Here is a 16,617-nt window from a genome sequence, read left to right as displayed (position 1 = left end):
GTGCCTTTTTTGTGTTTAGTAAATGAATATTAGAAGGATGCAGTAATCGAGGTATATAACGTTCTACCTGGCTCATTATAAGTATAAGCACCAGCATCTTTACTATTACCCTCACGGTATAAACGTTTATCAAAGATATTATTAACACCTAGGGTTACTCGTAAGTTTTTAGTAAATTCATAAGATCCTGAGAAGCCTACTAAAACATAAGGTGATATTTCTCGTTTGCCATCTTTACTAACAGGTTTTCCTTGATAATCATATTTAGGTGGTGTTTGTCTGCCATACCATGTTGCTGTAGTTTGTAATGATAGTGCGTCAGTAGCTTGCCAGTCCATTGTAGAGTTGATAGTAAACTCTGGAATAATAGACAATGGCTCACCTGTTGTTTTATTTTTGGACTGTAACATATAGGTGAAATTGTTTGTCCATGTTAAATCATAGTGTAATGGAATGGTTAAATTACCTTCTAACCCTTCAACCACTGCTTTAGGTACATTATCCCATTGGAAAATATCTGAGTTAACATAAGAGCCTGTTCCACCAGTTGCTGTACCAATAATACCTTGGCCTGCTTCGATCTTGTTTTTATAATCGTTACGGAACCATGTAATACCTGCGATCCAACCATCTTGTTTGTATTCAATACCTAATTCTTTATTAACACTGGTTTCTGCTTTAAGGTTTTTATTACCCATTAAGTAACAACTACCACCTGCTCCCCAACAACCATTACCACGACTATAGAGTAAATAGTTAGGGTTAGTTTGATACAGATTAGGTGCTTTATAAGCATGAGCAATACCTGCTTTTAAGGTAACAGTATCCGTTAAGTCTTGAGAAATATTTAGAGCAGGGCTCCAGTTGCTACCCGTTGTAGTGTGATGATCGTATCTAAGGCCTGGAGTTACGATAGTACCTGGTCTTAATTCAATATTGTTTTCTACAAATAATGAACTGATAGTAGCAGAAGACTTAGTATTACGGTTAGTACCAGTAATACTAGGAATGCTTCCTCCTTCTGTTACTGTTTGGGTATTAGAGAATGGATCATCCATTTTTTGTTCATTCCATTCTGTACCTAAAGTTACTACTTGATCAAATACAGCATAAAAGGGAATATTAACTTCACTATGGCCTGTTAAACTACGTAGACTAATAGTTCCAAAATCGTTACTGTTAATATTACCTTCAGGACCACCTGCTAAGCCTTCTTGCAATCGTCTATTACGTGTTTTTTCATATTGGAAAAAACTCATAGAGGATAAGTTATCCCATTTACCACGGTGAGTAATTGCAAAGTTTTCACGATATATTATGTTTGTTTCACGACCAATCCATGGGTCACGAAAAGCTTGTAATGCAGCAGCAGAAGAGTTATTCATACTATCACCTGCATAAATATTACCTTGTCGACTGAAACCTGCTTCAAATTCTAATGATTGTTCAGGAGTAAATTGCCATTTAATTAGGCCATTAATGTCTTTATTACGAACACCTTCACGACCTGCTGTTGCAAAGTTACCAATAGTATGATTTTTATTAATATCCTTATCATCTGCATCCGTTTTATTAAGATTGCCATAGATACGATAGGATAGATTATCAGCAAGGGGACCACTTAAACCAAAATCAATACGTTTGGTTACCCCCTCACTTTTATGTTGAGGCATATTTCTATATATGGTGACGTTGCCATGATGTTCTTGAGTTGTACCTTTAGTAATGATATTGATAACACCACCTGCGGCACCTGAACCATAACGTGCAGCAGCAGGACCACGTAAAATTTCAATGCGTTCAATTTGATCTGCTGGTACCCAGTTAGTATCACCTCTCGTATCTCGGTCACCACGCCAACCATAACGTACTGAGTTTTTAGAGGATATAGGTTTACCATCCACTAAAATTAAGGTGTTTTCTGGCCCCATGCCACGGATATCAACTTGTCGATTGTTACCCCTTGCACCAGAACCGCTGTTACCTGTTAAGTTAACACCAGGTTGTTTACGTAAGATTTCAGAAATATCATTAACAGGCGGACTTTTGCGAATATCTTCAGCAGTAATAATAGAAACACCAGGTGCTTGTTTTAGTTCTTCTTGGGCTGTACCTAAAACTTCTAAGGTATCAAGTTGAATAGCATTGTCTTGCTCTTCTGTAATTTGGATTTGTGCCAATACTGGTAGGCAAATACTAGTTACTAATAGAAATAATAAATTCTGCCTAGTTACAAACTTACGACACTTCATGAGTGTGTTACCTCTTCAAATTAATGCTTAATGATGTGATGGTGGATTACTAAAAAAACTGGTTAGAGCCTGTTGAATGGCAAATGGAATTACAGCACCATGATTTTGTTCAGGAAAAATAAAGAAACGGGTGTGTAACTTTGTAGAAGCATCTTTGCTTAGAAGATTTGCTAATTCTTTGGCATTAGTTACTTGGTTTCTTTTAACAAGTTTTTCTTTTCTTGCCGCTGGACTATTAGTAGGAACTGTTTGTTCTAAGCCGCCAACACTGATAATAAGTTGTGGTGGTTTGTTATATGTTTTCTGGCTATTAATAAAGTGACTTGATTCTCGGATAATGGCTTTATTATCCCACCAGATTGAAGGGCTTGCAGCGTAGTAGTATTGAAAGCTTTCTGGCTTAGTAAAACTGGTAAATAAAGTAAATAGACCACCATAAGAATGACCAAATAAAGCTTGTTGTTGGCTATCTATATTATATTTTTGCTCAATTAACGGTTTTAATTCTGTGGTGATAAATTTTAGAAACTTTTCAGCACCACCACCATTTTCTTCCCCTTTAATAAATGGATCATTAGTGATAGTTGAATTATGGGGTGGCGTGTAATCTTGGGCGCGGAATGTTAGCCATTGCTCTTGATAATCAATAGCAACTATTACTATTGGTTTTATAATCCCTTGTTCTATTAAATTATTGGCTAGGCTTTCTGCACGAGAAAAAGTTAAGTGTCCATCGAGCAAGTAGATAATAGGATAGCCAGTGCTAGGTGCAGCTTGTTGAGGGGATGCAATATAAATAAGATAATCTTTATTAGTGATAGATGAGTGTAGGGTTATTTGTTGAGCTGTACTTGTAAATGTTGCTTGTTGATTATTAGAGTTAGCAAGGATTGTATGAGTGTAACAGCCTGTTAAAAGAGTAAATAATGATAAAGCAATTGCTTTAAATTTACTTTTATTTGAGTTAAGGCTGTTTAAAGTCATAAATACTCCAAAAAACTTTATGAAAATGAGAATTATTATCATATAATATTGGGCATATTGTTGCTTATTTTTCTTTTTCTTTATTTTGCGTAAACGACAAATTGTTTTGCAAAAAACACAATTAACGAATTAGTTAGTTGTGGTGGTAGGTATATTTATAATGCTTTCTCACTCAGATACTATGGTCGACCGTAATCAACTTGCTAAACTTACTCAAGTAGTAGGGCGAAAATGTCACGTTATTGATAAACAACAATGTACAGATAACCATATCTTCAAAGGCAACTTTAACCTTATCAAGTTACGTGATGGTTTAACTTTACATACATCAGATGGCTATGATGCTCACAATTTAAAAACACAAGCTGAGCTTAAACCAAGAATTGGTTTTATGTTGTTTTTGAATGGTCAATGTGATGTTTGCTATGGAGAGCGAAAAGTTACTTTAGGCGTTAAACATAAGCAACAGAAAACAATAGTGCCTGAGGCAGTATTAATTTCTGTAGATCGCAAAGAGTTATTTACTAGAGAGGCGCAAGAAGGTCGTTATTTACGTAAAGTAGTGGTGGGAATAGATCCTAGCTGGTTAGAGAAAGGTGGTTTTGAAGGTTTAGAAGGGTATAAAAAGGTTATTCAATTTTCTCAACAACATCTAAAGGTTGAACGACATCTAGTATCTAAGCATATGCAAGTTATTGCTGAAAAAATTTTAAATCCACCTGATTATTCACCCTTTTTAAGAAACTTATATGTTGAGGGATTAACATTAGAAATGGTGAGTGAAGCATTAATGATGCTAACCGAGCAGCAAAGTTTAGTAACCAATACTACAAAGATTCATCCCTATGAAAAGAAACGAATTAACAAAGTATTAGAGTTATTGGAAAACACGATAGAGGTAAAAGATTTATCATTAGATTTTATTGCTCAACAAGTGGGTACTAATACTAATACATTGCAACGTAATTTCCGTAATATGATGGGTATGACAGTATTTGAATATTTACGTTGTCGCAAGCTTACTGAAGCAAAAAACGCATTAGAAAATAATCAAGTTAATGTATTAGAAGCTGCTTTGTTGGCAGGTTATAGTGGTGCTGCTAATTTTAGTACTGCCTTTAAAAAACAATTTGGTGTTACCCCTAATCAAGTACGCACAAAAATCTATACAATGTAATTGACGCTATTGTTAAATAATAAAGTAGCTTTTGTATGGTATTATTTATAGCTAATTAATTACATATATAAATTCTCCTATGGCTGTATTTCGTCATTCTAGTTATAAAAAGAACTTTCAAAAAAAGCTGGTTGCAGCAGAGCCTAGCAAGTTATTGCTGTTTAATAAGCCTTTTGATGTTCTCACCCAGTTTACTGATGAGCAGGGTAGAAAAACCTTAAAGGATTTTATTAATGTTAAAGGTGTTTATCCTGCAGGCCGATTAGATCGAGATAGTGAAGGGTTATTACTATTAACTAATGATGGAAAATTACAGGCTAAAATTGCTGATCCTAAATTTAAATTACCTAAAACCTATTGGGTACAAGTAGAAGGGACACCTACTGAACAACAACTAGAGCAGTTGCGAAAAGGGGTAGAGTTGAAAGATGGTTTAACATTGCCTGCACAAGTTAAATTGATTGATGAGCCTGATTTGTGGGAGCGTGATCCACCAGTAAGATTTCGTAAAACTATACCTACCCATTGGTTAGCTTTAACCATACGAGAAGGGCGTAATCGACAAGTACGACGTATGACAGCAGCAGTAGGATTACCTACCTTACGTTTAGTACGAGTGAAAATAGGTGACTGGACATTAGATGGATTGGCTCAAGGTGAATGGAGAGAGGTACCTGCTATATTACCGAAAGGTAATCAATAATCCCTAAGCCAGCGGCATAGCCTGTGGCAAAACAGCCTGTTAATAAATAACCGCCTGTTGGTGCTTCCCAATCAAGCATTTCTCCAGCACAGAACACACTGGGCAGTTTCTTTAACATCAAATTATTGGTCAACTCATCAAAGCAAACACCGCCAGCAGAACTGATAGCTTCTGCTAGGGGTCTAGGTTTGGTTAAAATGATAGGTAAAGTTTTTAATAGTTTGGGTAGATTAGCTAAATTTTGTAAGGCTTGTGGAGCTAATTCCCTTACTAAGCCCATTTTAATATCTTTAAGGTTAATTTGCTTACGTAGAAAATTGCTAATAGATTGGCTACCTTGCGTTTTACTTAGTTGCTGTTGTAGCTTTTCTAAAGAGGTTTGAGGAAATAAATCAAGGTATAGGGTAACACTACCTTGTTTATTAATGGTTTCTCGTAGCGGAGTAGATAAAGCATAAATGGCACTGCCTTCTACACCGTATTGGCTAATTAATAATTCACCAAGCTGTTGCTGCTGTTTTCCTTGTGCATCTATAAAAGAACAGGTGACTTGTTTAACTGGCGAGCCTGCATATTTTTCTTTAAAAATACTAGACCAACCTTTAACTTCGAATCCACAGTTTGATGGTTGCCAAGCAGAACAATTAATTTGTCTTTGTTGTAAATAGCTTAACCATTGGCCATCTGTTCCTAGTCTAGGATAACTAGCACCACCTAAGGCTAATAAAGTAGCATTAGCAGTGAGTTTTTTGATACCTGCAGGGGTAGTAAAAATAAGATTATTTTCCCTATCCCAACCTTGCCAAGTATGTCGCGTATAGAATTGTATACCTTGTTCTCGTAAACGTTTTAGCCATGCTCGTAATAGGGGCGCTGCCTTCATTTCTTTGGGGAAAATACGTCCTGAACTGCCAATAAAGGTTTCAATACCTAGACCATGGCACCATCTTAGCAACTGTTCTGTACTAAATTTTTGTAGATAGGGTGTTAGACTGTTAGTAGGGATATAACGTTGACTAAATTGATTAAAAGGTTCGGAGTGAGTGATATTTAAACCACCAATACCTGCTAATAAAAACTTTCTACCTACTGAAGGCATACGATCAAAAATATGCACACTAAAACCTTGCTGACTAATAACTTCAGCCGCTATAAGGCCAGCAGGCCCTCCGCCAATAATAGCAATAACAGGTTGATCAGTATTGGTTGTCATAAATTAGCCATAAATAAGGATTATTATAAATCACTTAATATTAATAGAATAGCTAATAGGCTAAGCTGAATAAAGGCTGTATGCTATAACAATCTTAAAATGTATGCATGGATTTAGTTTATTATATAGCGATATAACATCAGAAAAAACAGATTGAGGTTTTAATTAATAATGGCGGGCAGTCGTTCGTTAACAAATACACTCTATAATTTATGGTCGCTAGAGCGGGTTGCTTATAGTATAAGGGTATTTATTGCTTTAACAGGAGTAATGGCAGTATGTTGGTGGCGAGATGAATTATCATTATTAGTACCTTTATTTTTAGGTATTATTGCAAGTGCTTTAGCGGAGACTGATGATAATTGGCAGGGAAGATTAAAGGCTCTTATTGTAACATTAGTCTGTTTTAGTATTACATCTGCCTCTGTTACTATCTTATTCCCTTATCCATGGTTATTTGCTGTAGGTCTTGCTACCTCTGCTTTTTTTCTCACCTTGTTGGGTGCTATTGGTAGTCGTTACAGTACCATTGGCATGGCGACATTAATTCTTTCTATTTATACTATGATTAGTGTTAGCCAACATATTGAGATGAATAATCCACATATTTGGCGTGATAGTATCGCATTAATCGTTGGTGCTGCATGGTATGGAGTGTTATCGGTTGTTTGGAGTTTTCTATTTGCTCATCAACCTGTGCTATATGCATTAGCGAGTTTATTTTATGAGTTGGGTGAATATCTAAGAATTAAAGCAACTTTGATAGAGCCCGTTAGGCGCTTAGATATTGAGGAAAGGAGATTAGCTTTAGCTAAACAAAATGGCAAGGTAGTAGCTGCCCTTAATGTGGCAAAAGAAACCATATTAAATAGAATGAAAGGTAGCCGTCATAATCCTCAGGTAAGCCGTTATTTAAAACTTTACTTTATTGCTCAGGATATTCATGAGCGAGCAAGTTCATCGCATTATCCTTATGATGCGTTAAGTGAAGCATTTTTTCATAGTGATGTATTATTTCGTTGTCAGTTATTGTTACACCATCAAGGTAGGGCTTGTCAGTTATTAGCTAAAGCCATTCGTTTAAAGGAACCCTTTGCTTACAGTGAAAGTACAGAAGCTTTAGAGGACTTAAAAAAATCTATTGATTATGTGAAACAACAGCCAGAAACCAATAGAAGATTATTACGCTCAGTACGTGCTTTAGCACAAAATTTAACCGTGTTAGAGCAAAAGTTAGTGGATGCTAAAAACCCTGATGCATTAACCCATCAAGATATTAGTTTATTTGATCGAGAAGTACATACTTTTAAAGAAGCATTTATTCGTTTAAAACAAAATCTTTCTTTTACTTCATTAACATTTCGTCATGCTGTACGTATAGCCATTGCTCTTTCTGTGGGTTATGGGTTAATGCATTTATTAAATGCTGAATATGGTTTTTGGATTTTACTGACAACACTATTTGTTTGTAGACCAAGTTATGGTGCAACAAGAGTGCGTCTAGTGCAACGGATGATAGGTACAGTTATTGGGGTGGTAAGTGGTTGGGCATTGATTACATTGTTCCCTAGTTTAATTGTGGAATCGATTATTACTATTATCGCAGGGGTTTTATTCTTTGCTTATCGAGTAAGTCGTTATACGTTATCGACAGCTTTTATTACATTAATGATTTTGTGTTGTTTTAATCAAATGGGTAGCTCAGCCTTTACCATGATTATGCCACGCTTATTGGATACATTTATTGGTTGTGCTATTGCAGGTTTTGCGGTGTTTTTAATTTTACCTGATTGGCAGGGTAGACAATTAAATAGAGTTTTAGCTAATACCTTAAGTACTAGCAGTCGTTATTTACGCGAAATTATGCGCCAATATGAGACAGGCAAGGAAGATGATTTAGATTATCGAGTTGCCCGTCGTAATGCCCATAATGCAGATGCTGCCTTATCAAGTGCATTAGCCAGTATGTTATTAGAGCCTGGCTACTTTAGAAAAGATGCCGATGCAGGTTTTCGCTTTCTAGTGGTTTCTCATACCGTGCTAAGTTACTTATCAGCCTTAGGTGCACATCGAGAAACATTGCAGGATGATACTGAAACAGATGCTTTACTAGAAAGAGTGATATCTACCATTGCAGATGACTTAGATGAAATAGCCAATGATCTTTTATTGAAAAAGCCTGTTAAATTAAAGAGTGAGACAGAGGAGTCATTAGCTAAAGAATTAGAACAATTACCCGAAGAAATGGATGATAATTTAAAACTAGTACTAACAGAATTAGCGTTAATTTGTAGGCAACTAATACGTATTAGAACATTATCTGCACAATTGCAACATCAGGCAATAGAACAACCAGTGACTAATTAGTCACTGGTCTTTTTCTTAAACACATAAAATAGATTAGGCTCACTCACTAAATAAAGATTGTTTTCATCATCCATTGCTATACCTTCAGCTTGTGGTATCGATTTAGTGAGTCCTTTTGCGAATCTTAATGATAGGCTACTAATAGGGCGTCCTTTTTTATCAATCTCAACAATTAATTTAGATTCATCAGATAGTACTAATAGATGTTGATATTGTTGATTGAAGTCTAAACTGGATACATCACGAACAAACAAACGTTGATCACGGTTAGGGTTATTGCCTACTTCTATATCCATGGTTGTATTAGGTTTTTGTGGGAAACCAGTTACTTCATAGATGTGGATAGGGTCACGTTCTTTAGCAGCATAAAGCTTTTTATTTGCAGAGTCCCAAGCTAGCCCTTCAATTCCCTTGTTGTCAGTTAAGCCCATACCAAGTGTAAGTTGTTGTAGGCCCTCCGTGTTAATTTCAGTGGTAGTAGGTGTAATAATCACTTTAATAAGTTTTTGCCTTCTTTCGTCGGCTACAATAAAGCGTTCATCTCCTATGTATTCAACTGCTTCAGGATCACCAAAACCTGTTAGTTTTATACTACGTAATAATTCACCTGTGGTGGATAGTTCAATTATTTGTTGTGGATTATTGACAACGGCAAATAGCGTTCTTGTGTCATGGTTCCATGTTAGACCTGATAGATTGTTATCAATAGTTTTGATAGGTTTTGCTTCTATGATAACTTTATAATCTGGCAGCCACAGGGATTTATTTTTCCATTCATTAGCATGGCGCCATTCTTTAATACTGTATGCAACACGGTCATAAACACGAAGTTTTTGATTAACAAAATAAAGTGAGATAATTAACAATAGTAGAATAACTATAAAGATAGTTATTTTTTTAGTAAAAAATTTAGCCAATTTAAATACCTTCTCATCAATGAGAGCTTAAATAACCTCAGATACAAAATGACAGTGTTCAGGTAGTTCCATCACTAATCTATCACCTGTATTTAAAGGGCCAACACCTTTTGGTGTACCTGTTAATACAACATCACCTGGTAATAAGGTAAAATTATTAGCAATATATTGAATAAGTTCCACAATAGGTGTGAGCATTTCGCTACTATTACCTTGTTGACAAATATTTCCATTAATAGTTAAACGGATATCGATATCTGTTAGGTTAGGATAATTACTCGCAGGAACAAATGGTGTTAATACACAGGCACCATCAAAACCTTTAGATATTTCCCAAGGTAAGCCCTTTTCTTTAAGTTTTGCCTGCACATCGCGTAGTGTTAGATCTAAGGCAGGTGCAAAACCAGCTATGGCTTCAATTACATCTGTTTGACTAACAGAGCCAGCAAGTTGTTTACCAATGAGTACCGCAATTTCAGCTTCATAGTGGACAGCGCCACGATGGTGTGGAATGGTAAAACCGCCATTACTGCTGACAATAGATGTAGCTGGTTTAATAAATAAAATAGGCTCAGTAGGTATTGGGTTGTTTAATTCCTTTGCATGTTCTGCATAATTGCGCCCTACACATACCACTTTGCCTACAGCAAAATGAATAGTTGTACCATCAATATATTGGTGTTGATAACTCATAGTAAAAACTCAAACCAGAAATAATTTATCGTTGTTAGCAACTTATTAAACTTTAATAAGTTAGTTAATTTTATAGTAGAAAACAACTGCTTAAAATAACAATTATTTTTAATTATAAACATGTTCACTTTTAACTATCTAAAATAACCTCTATAGATTTTGTAACTGCAATTTCTTGTGGAGTAATATTACAACTATAAGCTAAAATTTTTACTCCTGCTTGATGAGCTAATTGCAGTGTTTTAGCATAGTTTGCATCAATTTCTTTACATGCTCTGACAGCAGAAATATTAGTTAAATTAACACAGTAAAGAAGAACAGTATTGGTTCCTTGTTTTGCCAATTCGGCTAACTCTCTAAGGTGCTTACTACCTCTACTAGTTACCGCATCCGGAAAGGCTGCGATATCACTATTATCATACCCAAGAGTGACACTCTTAACTTCTAAATAAGTAGTGGTTTTATTAGGATAATCTAGACAAAAATCTATACGAGAATTTTCTTGACCGTATTTGACTTCACGACGTAGTTGATTAAACCCTAGTAATTCCTTAATAACACCTCGCTGTAGGGCTTCTTCTACTAGCTTATTAGCTAAATGTGTATTAACACATGCAAGCCTACCTTGTGGTGTTTCAGATAGTGTCCATGAACCTGCTGATTTACGTTTAGGATCTGTTGAGCGACTAAACCAAATGCGGCAACCTTCACTCATACAATTAAGCATAGAACCAGTGTTTGGGCAATGAATAGTTAATATTTCACCGGTTGCAGTTTTAATATCTGCTAAAAAACGTTTATAACGTTTAATAAGTATTGCTTCTTCTAAAGGGGGATCAAATTGCATTGTTTAACCTTGCCAGTTTTGTAGGCCACGAGCGATACGGTTAACAGCTTCTTCTAATACAGGCAAACTTTGGGTATAAGCGAAGCGCACATGTTGATTAGAGTGATAGTTACCAAAATCTAATCCAGGTGTAAAAGCAACATGTTGATTTTCTAAAAAGTAATAACAGAATTTATAAGCATCATCAGTAAAGGCTGAAACATCAGCATAAAGATAGAATGCACCATCAGGTTTAGTTTTAATTTTAAAACCTAGCTCTGTTAAAGCAGGTAATAAAAAGTCACGACGCTTGGCAAATTCTGCTCGACGTGCCTCTAAAATAGTTTGTGTTTCGGGTTTAAAACAAGCTAATGCAGCGTATTGAGAAACACTAGTAGCACTGATATAAACGTTTTGTGCAAATTTTTCTAAGCTATCTACAGCTTCTAGTGGAGCTACTAACCAACCTAAACGCCAGCCAGTCATTCCATAGTATTTGGAGAAACTGTTAAGAATATAAGCGTTATCATCTACTTCTAAAGCACTAGGTGCCTCTACGCCATAGGTTAAACCATGGTAAATTTCATCTGAAATAAAATAACCTTGATGTTGTTGGCAAGTTTTGGCAAGTGCTGCTAATTCATCTTTATTTAAAATAGTGCCTGTTGGATTAGCAGGTGAGGCAACTAAAATACCTGCTGTATTGTTGTCCCAATGTTGTTCTAGTAGTTTAGGGGTTAGTTGGTAATTGCTAGTATGATCTGTGGGGATCATTTTTGCATCGGCCTCTACCAACCTTAAAAAATTTCGGTTGCAGGGGTAACCAGGGTCAGCCATTAGCAAGTGCTGACCAGCTTCGACCAGTAAACCACTGACTAATAGTAGGGCACCAGAACCACCAGGGGTAATTAAAATACGTTTGTAGTCTATATCAAGGTTATAGCGTATTTTATAGAGTTTAGCTATTTCTTTACGTAACGCAGGTAAGCCAAGTGCAGGTGTGTACTGTGTATAGCCCGCATCAATAGCCGCTTTGGCAGCTTCTAAAATTGGCTCAGCTGTGGTGAAGTCTGGTTCACCAATTTCTAAATGTATTACTTGCTTACCTTCAGCTTGTAATTCATTTGCCCTAGCTAATAAAGCCATGACTTGAAAGGGCTCAATAGATTCACTACGTTTAGTGAAAGTCTTATTCATAAGGGTAAATGCCTTGTTATATCCTTGATTAAATATTATATGATAACAAAATTAAGAAATAATTAAGTCAATACTAATTGTTATATCACTTATTCTTTTTTGTAAGGAACTATTCACTAAACTTTGTACATTTTACCTTGTAGTATTTTAGGAAATATTATATTGTACAAGTTATTTTGATTGTTGATTAATGCTAGGATTAATGATATTAAGTTAATTATTTTTGCGTTACTGCATAAATTTTTTAATTTAATGGGTTAAATGATAGAGAAAGACTAAAGTAGTACTAGATTAGTTTCTCACTATCTGATAATTTGCGCCGTCAAATTTTTATTAAAGCTTATTAATAAAGGTTTAATATCCTTTAAGTGGTTTGTTTTAAAAAGAGGGAAAAGCAGTGGCTAAGGCTAAAAAAACTCCAGAAAAGAAAGGTTCTGAAGAAACTATCGGTCAAGGATTCACACCTTATAAAGAAAAGAAAGGTGAAGAATACATGAGCGAAGCAATGCGCGAACATTTTGCAGGGATTCTTAAAAAATGGCGCGCAGAGCTAGTAGAGGATATGACTCGTACAGTTGAGCATATGCAGGATGATGCTGCTAATTTTCCAGATCCAGCAGATAGAGCAACTCAAGAAGAAGAGTTTAGTTTGGAACTACGAACTCGTGATAGAGAGCGTAAATTAATCAAGAAAATTGATGATACGTTACAATTGATTGCAGAAAATAATTATGGATGGTGTGATTCTTGTGGTGTTGAGATTGGTATTCGCCGCTTAGAAGCGCGTCCAACAGCAACACTTTGCATTGATTGTAAAACATTAGCAGAGATAAAAGAGAAGCAAACAGGTCTATAGTATTTTTGTTATCCTTTGTTAGCTATGCCTAAGCCTTATATTGGTCGCTTTGCCCCCACTCCTAGTGGGGGTTTGCATTTAGGATCATTAGTTGCTGCTTTGGCTTCTTACTTGGATGCTAAAGCAGCAAATGGCAAATGGCTTATTCGTATTGAAGATATTGATCCTCCTAGGGAAGTGGTAGGTGCTACGGAAAATATTCTACGCACTTTAGAAGCTTATGGTTTTGAATGGGATGGTGAAATTTTATACCAAAGCAGTCGTTTGGCTGATTATGAGTTGGTAATAGATAAGCTATTTAATAATGGACTAGCTTATGCTTGTACCTGTTCAAGAAAACAATTAGAAAACTATTCAATTTATCCAAATTTTTGTCGTGATGCATTAAAGCCTCGTTTAGACGCCGCTATTAGAATTCGTGTACCAGAGTTAATTTATCAGTTTATTGATCGTGTGCAAGGTAATTTCTCTCAGCATTTGGGGCAAGAAGTTGGGGATTTTATTATTAAGCGTCGAGATGGTTTTTTTGCTTATCAGTTAGCGGTAGTGCTAGATGACTCTGAACAAGGGATTACTGATATTGTGAGGGGTGCAGACCTATTAGATTCAACGCCTAGGCAGCTTTACTTACAAGAACTACTAGGGTTTTCTATGCCAAAGTATTTACATGTTCCCATATTGTTAGATGTAAATGGCCATAAGTTAAGTAAAACACAGTGTTCACCTATTCTACCTATAGTAGAAGCTAGTAAGTTGTTAATAACAGCGCTAGAAGTTTTAGGTCAACCTGTAGAAACAAACTTATATAAAGAAACACCACAACAAATTTTAAATTATGCAATAACTAATTGGTGTGTTGATTTAATTCCTAAAAATCAATTTATGGTTTACACACATCCATATTGATATAAATATATTATCTAAGTATTTGTAAATATAGAATTATGTACAATGATAAATTTTCATTTATCTATGGATGGCTAATCAAAATAGGGGTATAAGTAGGGGTGTAAATATTAAATTAATTTTACTATAGGTTAAATCATGGCTAGATTAATAACCCCTCTAACAGACAACAAAGTTAATACTGCAAAACCATAAGATAAACCCTATAAATTATTTGATGGTAGTGGCCTATTCTTATTAGTTAAGAAAAACGGTATTAGAAGTTGGCGGTTAAAATCTAAACGACCTGATAAGCGTGAAAATGAGTTAACTTTTGGCAATTATCCAGAGGTTACTTTAAAAGAAGCCAGTAAAAAAAGAGAAAAAGCCAAATTTGCAAACCTTACAAAATAACGCTTTTTACCTATACCTTACAATGTAATCATTGTGCTCCTTTAATTATAACGGTAATGTTTACAAAATAAGGGCTTTTTCTATCATTGTTTAAGAGCGTGAAAAAAACTGACATTAAAATAATATTACTATAATTCAAAATTCTTACTAAGAAAACACAACTTAATTGTTGGTTTTTTTATGTCTATTGTTCTTGTTAAAGCAAGAAGAATCAAAAGCTTATGCTAATTATAATGTAATCTCCATTAAACAACAAAGGAGATTTAAAAATGGCAAATGGTAATAGAGCGCCTAATAATTTATATATTGCTAGTAGTAATAATTCTGCACGAACCTATTCCTCTGTAGGACCATTAGATGTTAATAATATCTTTACTGAAATATATCAAGGAAAAACTCAATATGGTTTAACCAACTGGGGGTTAAATGATTATATTAATTATGATATAAGTTTTTGTTTTTCCACTACCAAACCTGTTCCTTCTGGAGTTAAGCTTTTAATCACTACGGGATTATCTGAATATACAGAATATCATGAGCTTTCTCATATAGAGTTTGAGTTTCCAGAAGGGCAAACTAATTTTCAACCCTTAATATTAGCAAATTTTTTAGGATATTTTGCTGATGATACAAAAAGTTTAACAATAATTGATAATAAAGCTGGTGGATTAAAGTTTAAGGCTCGTTCAGTAAACCATATGGTAAAACTTATCGGGTTGCCTTCAGACATAGAGTGGTCAAATAGTGAGATATACAGAGGCCAATATATTGGTACGATGGTTGACAGCCAGTTAGTTTATAATCCTTAAAAATGAAGCCCCTTTCTAGAATTAGTCAGGGGATTTTTAATATCATTTTTTCTTGCTAAAGCAAAAAAGAATCAATGTTATGTATTAAACGTACCTATTTAACCCCTGTCCCACAACAAAGATAAGCTCTATCTAAAATATTGAGTGTGGCGCAGAAATGCAACTAAAAATACAAATTTAGTCGTATAAAAATAACTAAAAATTTAAGCATACTTAAATAAATGCAAATACAAACTGTATTACAAAAAATCTTCTATTAAACGCCTTAACTATTGCCCTTTTATATTGCACATACTCATCTAGTGACGAAAGAAATAGCCAACCATATAAAACAGCATAAGGACATTATAAAAAGTGAATTGTTGGTGTACTCTCAAGATGTCCTGAAATTACTCTAATTAACCGAACTAACCATACAACAGCAAACATGGCTTAATCAAATGGCTGATATACTTAATGTTACCCCTGATTATCTACTACAACATAGATTAATAGATCAGTTTGATTTAATAGGGTTAGTACACAAAGCTCCTGTTATAGTGACTAATATCGCGAAATCGAGCTATTACTGGTTAAAAATTAACAATAACAATCCTAGCTAGCCAGATAAAACAATTAGCCTATTAGCTAATTAATAAACAGAATCAATAATATTATTATTGTACTCGTTAAATATAGTTAACCATTTTTTATATTTGATAGACATAAGCTTATAACTTTAGTTTGTATTTATTATGGGCTAAAGTTTTTTTATTGAGAGAACAAAAAAGAACCACGAGAACCACCCCCATGCACACATATAATTTATTCTATTTAATAGACAAGGTGGCTAGATAGTAACTACCCTTACACAAGGAAAATCATATTTGTTAAATCTGAAAAACAGAGATATTTTTTTATGATTATTAGCGACGTGCTAATATTAACTTGGGGATAGATAACCCATATTTTTATATTTAATGATTTATATACTAAGGATTAATGTTATGAAACATTTTATTAAACTAATTGCTGTCACTTCTATTGTCGCTTTTCTTTCTGGTTGTACTGGCCATGTTTATAATAATGAAAGAAATTGTAGTTATGATTATTTCCTGCACCCAGATGTATCTATCTCTAAAGTAATTGGTGGCTGTGGACCTGTAGCTAACCATAAATAATTTTATGATATGAAGTCTTGCAATTAGTCACTAGGTAGGCTTTTTAAGATTTTTAATACTTATATAAAGAATTTTCTAAAAATAAGAAAATTCTTTATATTAATGTAAGAATAATATTCTTATAATTTAAAGTTTTTTATTTAGAGAACCAAAAAAGACTCTCC

Annotated in this window: 15 protein-coding genes and 1 pseudogene; 9 read left to right on the top strand and 7 right to left on the bottom strand. The window is 34.6% G+C overall.

The genetic code is table 11. From position 1 onward, the window contains the following. Positions 1-29: 29 nt before the first annotated feature. Complete coding sequence (locus ACQVD9_RS13510) at positions 30-2,252, bottom strand: TonB-dependent siderophore receptor (RefSeq protein ID WP_264746466.1); 2,223 nt, start codon at positions 2,250-2,252, stop codon at positions 30-32. Between the two features lie 27 nt (positions 2,253-2,279). Then, a complete protein-coding gene (locus tag ACQVD9_RS13505) occupies positions 2,280-3,236 on the bottom strand; it encodes an alpha/beta hydrolase (protein ID WP_264746465.1) in 957 nt (318 codons plus the stop codon). Positions 3,237-3,396: 160 nt separating this feature from the next. Here ACQVD9_RS13505 and ACQVD9_RS13500 point away from each other — a divergent pair, with 160 nt between their 5' ends. Together ACQVD9_RS13500 and ACQVD9_RS13495 are read left to right on the top strand one after the other, a co-directional pair. Further along, positions 3,397-4,413 (top strand): helix-turn-helix domain-containing protein, encoded by a 1,017-nt coding sequence (locus ACQVD9_RS13500; protein WP_264746464.1) that lies wholly within the window; start codon positions 3,397-3,399, stop codon positions 4,411-4,413. A gap of 127 nt (positions 4,414-4,540) precedes the next feature. After that, positions 4,541-5,116, top strand: coding sequence for an rRNA large subunit pseudouridine synthase E (locus ACQVD9_RS13495; protein ID WP_264747911.1), 576 nt, complete (start codon positions 4,541-4,543; stop codon positions 5,114-5,116). Here ACQVD9_RS13495 and ACQVD9_RS13490 read toward each other — a convergent pair. Beyond that, positions 5,091-6,329, bottom strand: coding sequence for a TIGR03862 family flavoprotein (locus ACQVD9_RS13490; protein WP_264746463.1), 1,239 nt, complete (start codon positions 6,327-6,329; stop codon positions 5,091-5,093). The two genes, ACQVD9_RS13495 and ACQVD9_RS13490, sit on opposite strands and share 26 nt — an antisense overlap. A 171-nt stretch (positions 6,330-6,500) precedes the next feature. On the opposite strand from ACQVD9_RS13490, the gene yccS reads away from it, so the two are divergent. After that, the gene (yccS, locus tag ACQVD9_RS13485; protein ID WP_264746462.1) at positions 6,501-8,696 is read left to right on the top strand and encodes a YccS family putative transporter; all 2,196 of its coding nucleotides are present in this window, start codon (positions 6,501-6,503) and stop codon (positions 8,694-8,696) included. On the opposite strand, the gene ACQVD9_RS13480 is transcribed toward yccS, so the two are convergent. The 4 genes from ACQVD9_RS13480 to ACQVD9_RS13465 form a co-directional block, all read right to left on the bottom strand. After that, positions 8,693-9,613: an SdiA-regulated domain-containing protein gene (locus ACQVD9_RS13480; RefSeq protein ID WP_264746461.1), complete on the bottom strand. Its 921-nt coding sequence runs from the start codon at positions 9,611-9,613 to the stop codon at positions 8,693-8,695. The two genes, yccS and ACQVD9_RS13480, sit on opposite strands and share 4 nt — an antisense overlap. A 27-nt stretch (positions 9,614-9,640) precedes the next feature. Beyond that, a complete protein-coding gene (locus ACQVD9_RS13475; RefSeq protein ID WP_264746460.1) occupies positions 9,641-10,306 on the bottom strand; it encodes a fumarylacetoacetate hydrolase family protein in 666 nt (221 codons plus the stop codon). A 130-nt stretch (positions 10,307-10,436) separates the two neighbouring features. Continuing rightward, positions 10,437-11,153: a DNA/RNA nuclease SfsA gene (gene sfsA / locus ACQVD9_RS13470; RefSeq protein ID WP_264746459.1), complete on the bottom strand. Its 717-nt coding sequence runs from the start codon at positions 11,151-11,153 to the stop codon at positions 10,437-10,439. 3 nt (positions 11,154-11,156) lie between these two features. Beyond that, on the bottom strand, positions 11,157-12,329 hold the full coding sequence (locus ACQVD9_RS13465; protein ID WP_264746458.1) for a pyridoxal phosphate-dependent aminotransferase: 1,173 nt from the start codon (positions 12,327-12,329) through the stop codon (positions 11,157-11,159). A gap of 445 nt (positions 12,330-12,774) precedes the next feature. Here ACQVD9_RS13465 and dksA point away from each other — a divergent pair, with 445 nt between their 5' ends. The 6 genes and pseudogenes from dksA (at position 12,775) to ACQVD9_RS13435 (ending at position 16,453) form a co-directional block, all read left to right on the top strand. Continuing rightward, a complete protein-coding gene (dksA, locus tag ACQVD9_RS13460; RefSeq protein WP_413774200.1) occupies positions 12,775-13,185 on the top strand; it encodes an RNA polymerase-binding protein DksA in 411 nt (136 codons plus the stop codon). Between the two features lie 24 nt (positions 13,186-13,209). Then, a complete protein-coding gene (gluQRS, locus tag ACQVD9_RS13455; protein WP_264746456.1) occupies positions 13,210-14,091 on the top strand; it encodes a tRNA glutamyl-Q(34) synthetase GluQRS in 882 nt (293 codons plus the stop codon). A gap of 219 nt (positions 14,092-14,310) precedes the next feature. Beyond that, positions 14,311-14,484 (top strand): annotated as a pseudogene (locus tag ACQVD9_RS13450) (Arm DNA-binding domain-containing protein); the annotation flags it as partial. A 269-nt stretch (positions 14,485-14,753) separates the two neighbouring features. Then, entirely contained in the window at positions 14,754-15,293 is a 540-nt protein-coding gene (locus ACQVD9_RS13445) for a hypothetical protein (protein WP_264746455.1), read from the top strand. A gap of 440 nt (positions 15,294-15,733) precedes the next feature. Then, positions 15,734-15,895 carry a hypothetical protein gene (locus tag ACQVD9_RS13440; RefSeq protein ID WP_264746454.1) on the top strand — a complete coding sequence of 54 codons (162 nt, stop codon included), beginning with the start codon at positions 15,734-15,736 and terminating at the stop codon, positions 15,893-15,895. Between the two features lie 384 nt (positions 15,896-16,279). Next, positions 16,280-16,453 (top strand): YhfL family protein, encoded by a 174-nt coding sequence (locus ACQVD9_RS13435; protein ID WP_264746453.1) that lies wholly within the window; start codon positions 16,280-16,282, stop codon positions 16,451-16,453. The last annotated feature ends 164 nt before the right edge of the window (positions 16,454-16,617 follow it).

This window comes from Entomomonas sp. E7T21 (genome assembly GCF_058693955.1).
This window is presented reverse-complemented; position numbering and strand designations above follow the sequence as displayed.

Coding starts and splice junctions, on each gene's coding strand:
- yccS (WP_264746462.1), top strand. CDS start 6,501: ATGGCGGGCAGTCGTTCGTTAACAAATACACTCTATAATTTATGGTCG.
- ACQVD9_RS13510 (WP_264746466.1), bottom strand. CDS start 2,252: ATGAAGTGTCGTAAGTTTGTAACTAGGCAGAATTTATTATTTCTATTA.
- ACQVD9_RS13465 (WP_264746458.1), bottom strand. CDS start 12,329: ATGAATAAGACTTTCACTAAACGTAGTGAATCTATTGAGCCCTTTCAA.
- ACQVD9_RS13475 (WP_264746460.1), bottom strand. CDS start 10,306: ATGAGTTATCAACACCAATATATTGATGGTACAACTATTCATTTTGCT.
- gluQRS (WP_264746456.1), top strand. CDS start 13,210: ATGCCTAAGCCTTATATTGGTCGCTTTGCCCCCACTCCTAGTGGGGGT.
- ACQVD9_RS13505 (WP_264746465.1), bottom strand. CDS start 3,236: ATGACTTTAAACAGCCTTAACTCAAATAAAAGTAAATTTAAAGCAATT.
- ACQVD9_RS13435 (WP_264746453.1), top strand. CDS start 16,280: ATGAAACATTTTATTAAACTAATTGCTGTCACTTCTATTGTCGCTTTT.
- ACQVD9_RS13440 (WP_264746454.1), top strand. CDS start 15,734: ATGGCTGATATACTTAATGTTACCCCTGATTATCTACTACAACATAGA.
- sfsA (WP_264746459.1), bottom strand. CDS start 11,153: ATGCAATTTGATCCCCCTTTAGAAGAAGCAATACTTATTAAACGTTAT.
- ACQVD9_RS13490 (WP_264746463.1), bottom strand. CDS start 6,329: ATGACAACCAATACTGATCAACCTGTTATTGCTATTATTGGCGGAGGG.
- ACQVD9_RS13445 (WP_264746455.1), top strand. CDS start 14,754: ATGGCAAATGGTAATAGAGCGCCTAATAATTTATATATTGCTAGTAGT.
- ACQVD9_RS13500 (WP_264746464.1), top strand. CDS start 3,397: ATGCTTTCTCACTCAGATACTATGGTCGACCGTAATCAACTTGCTAAA.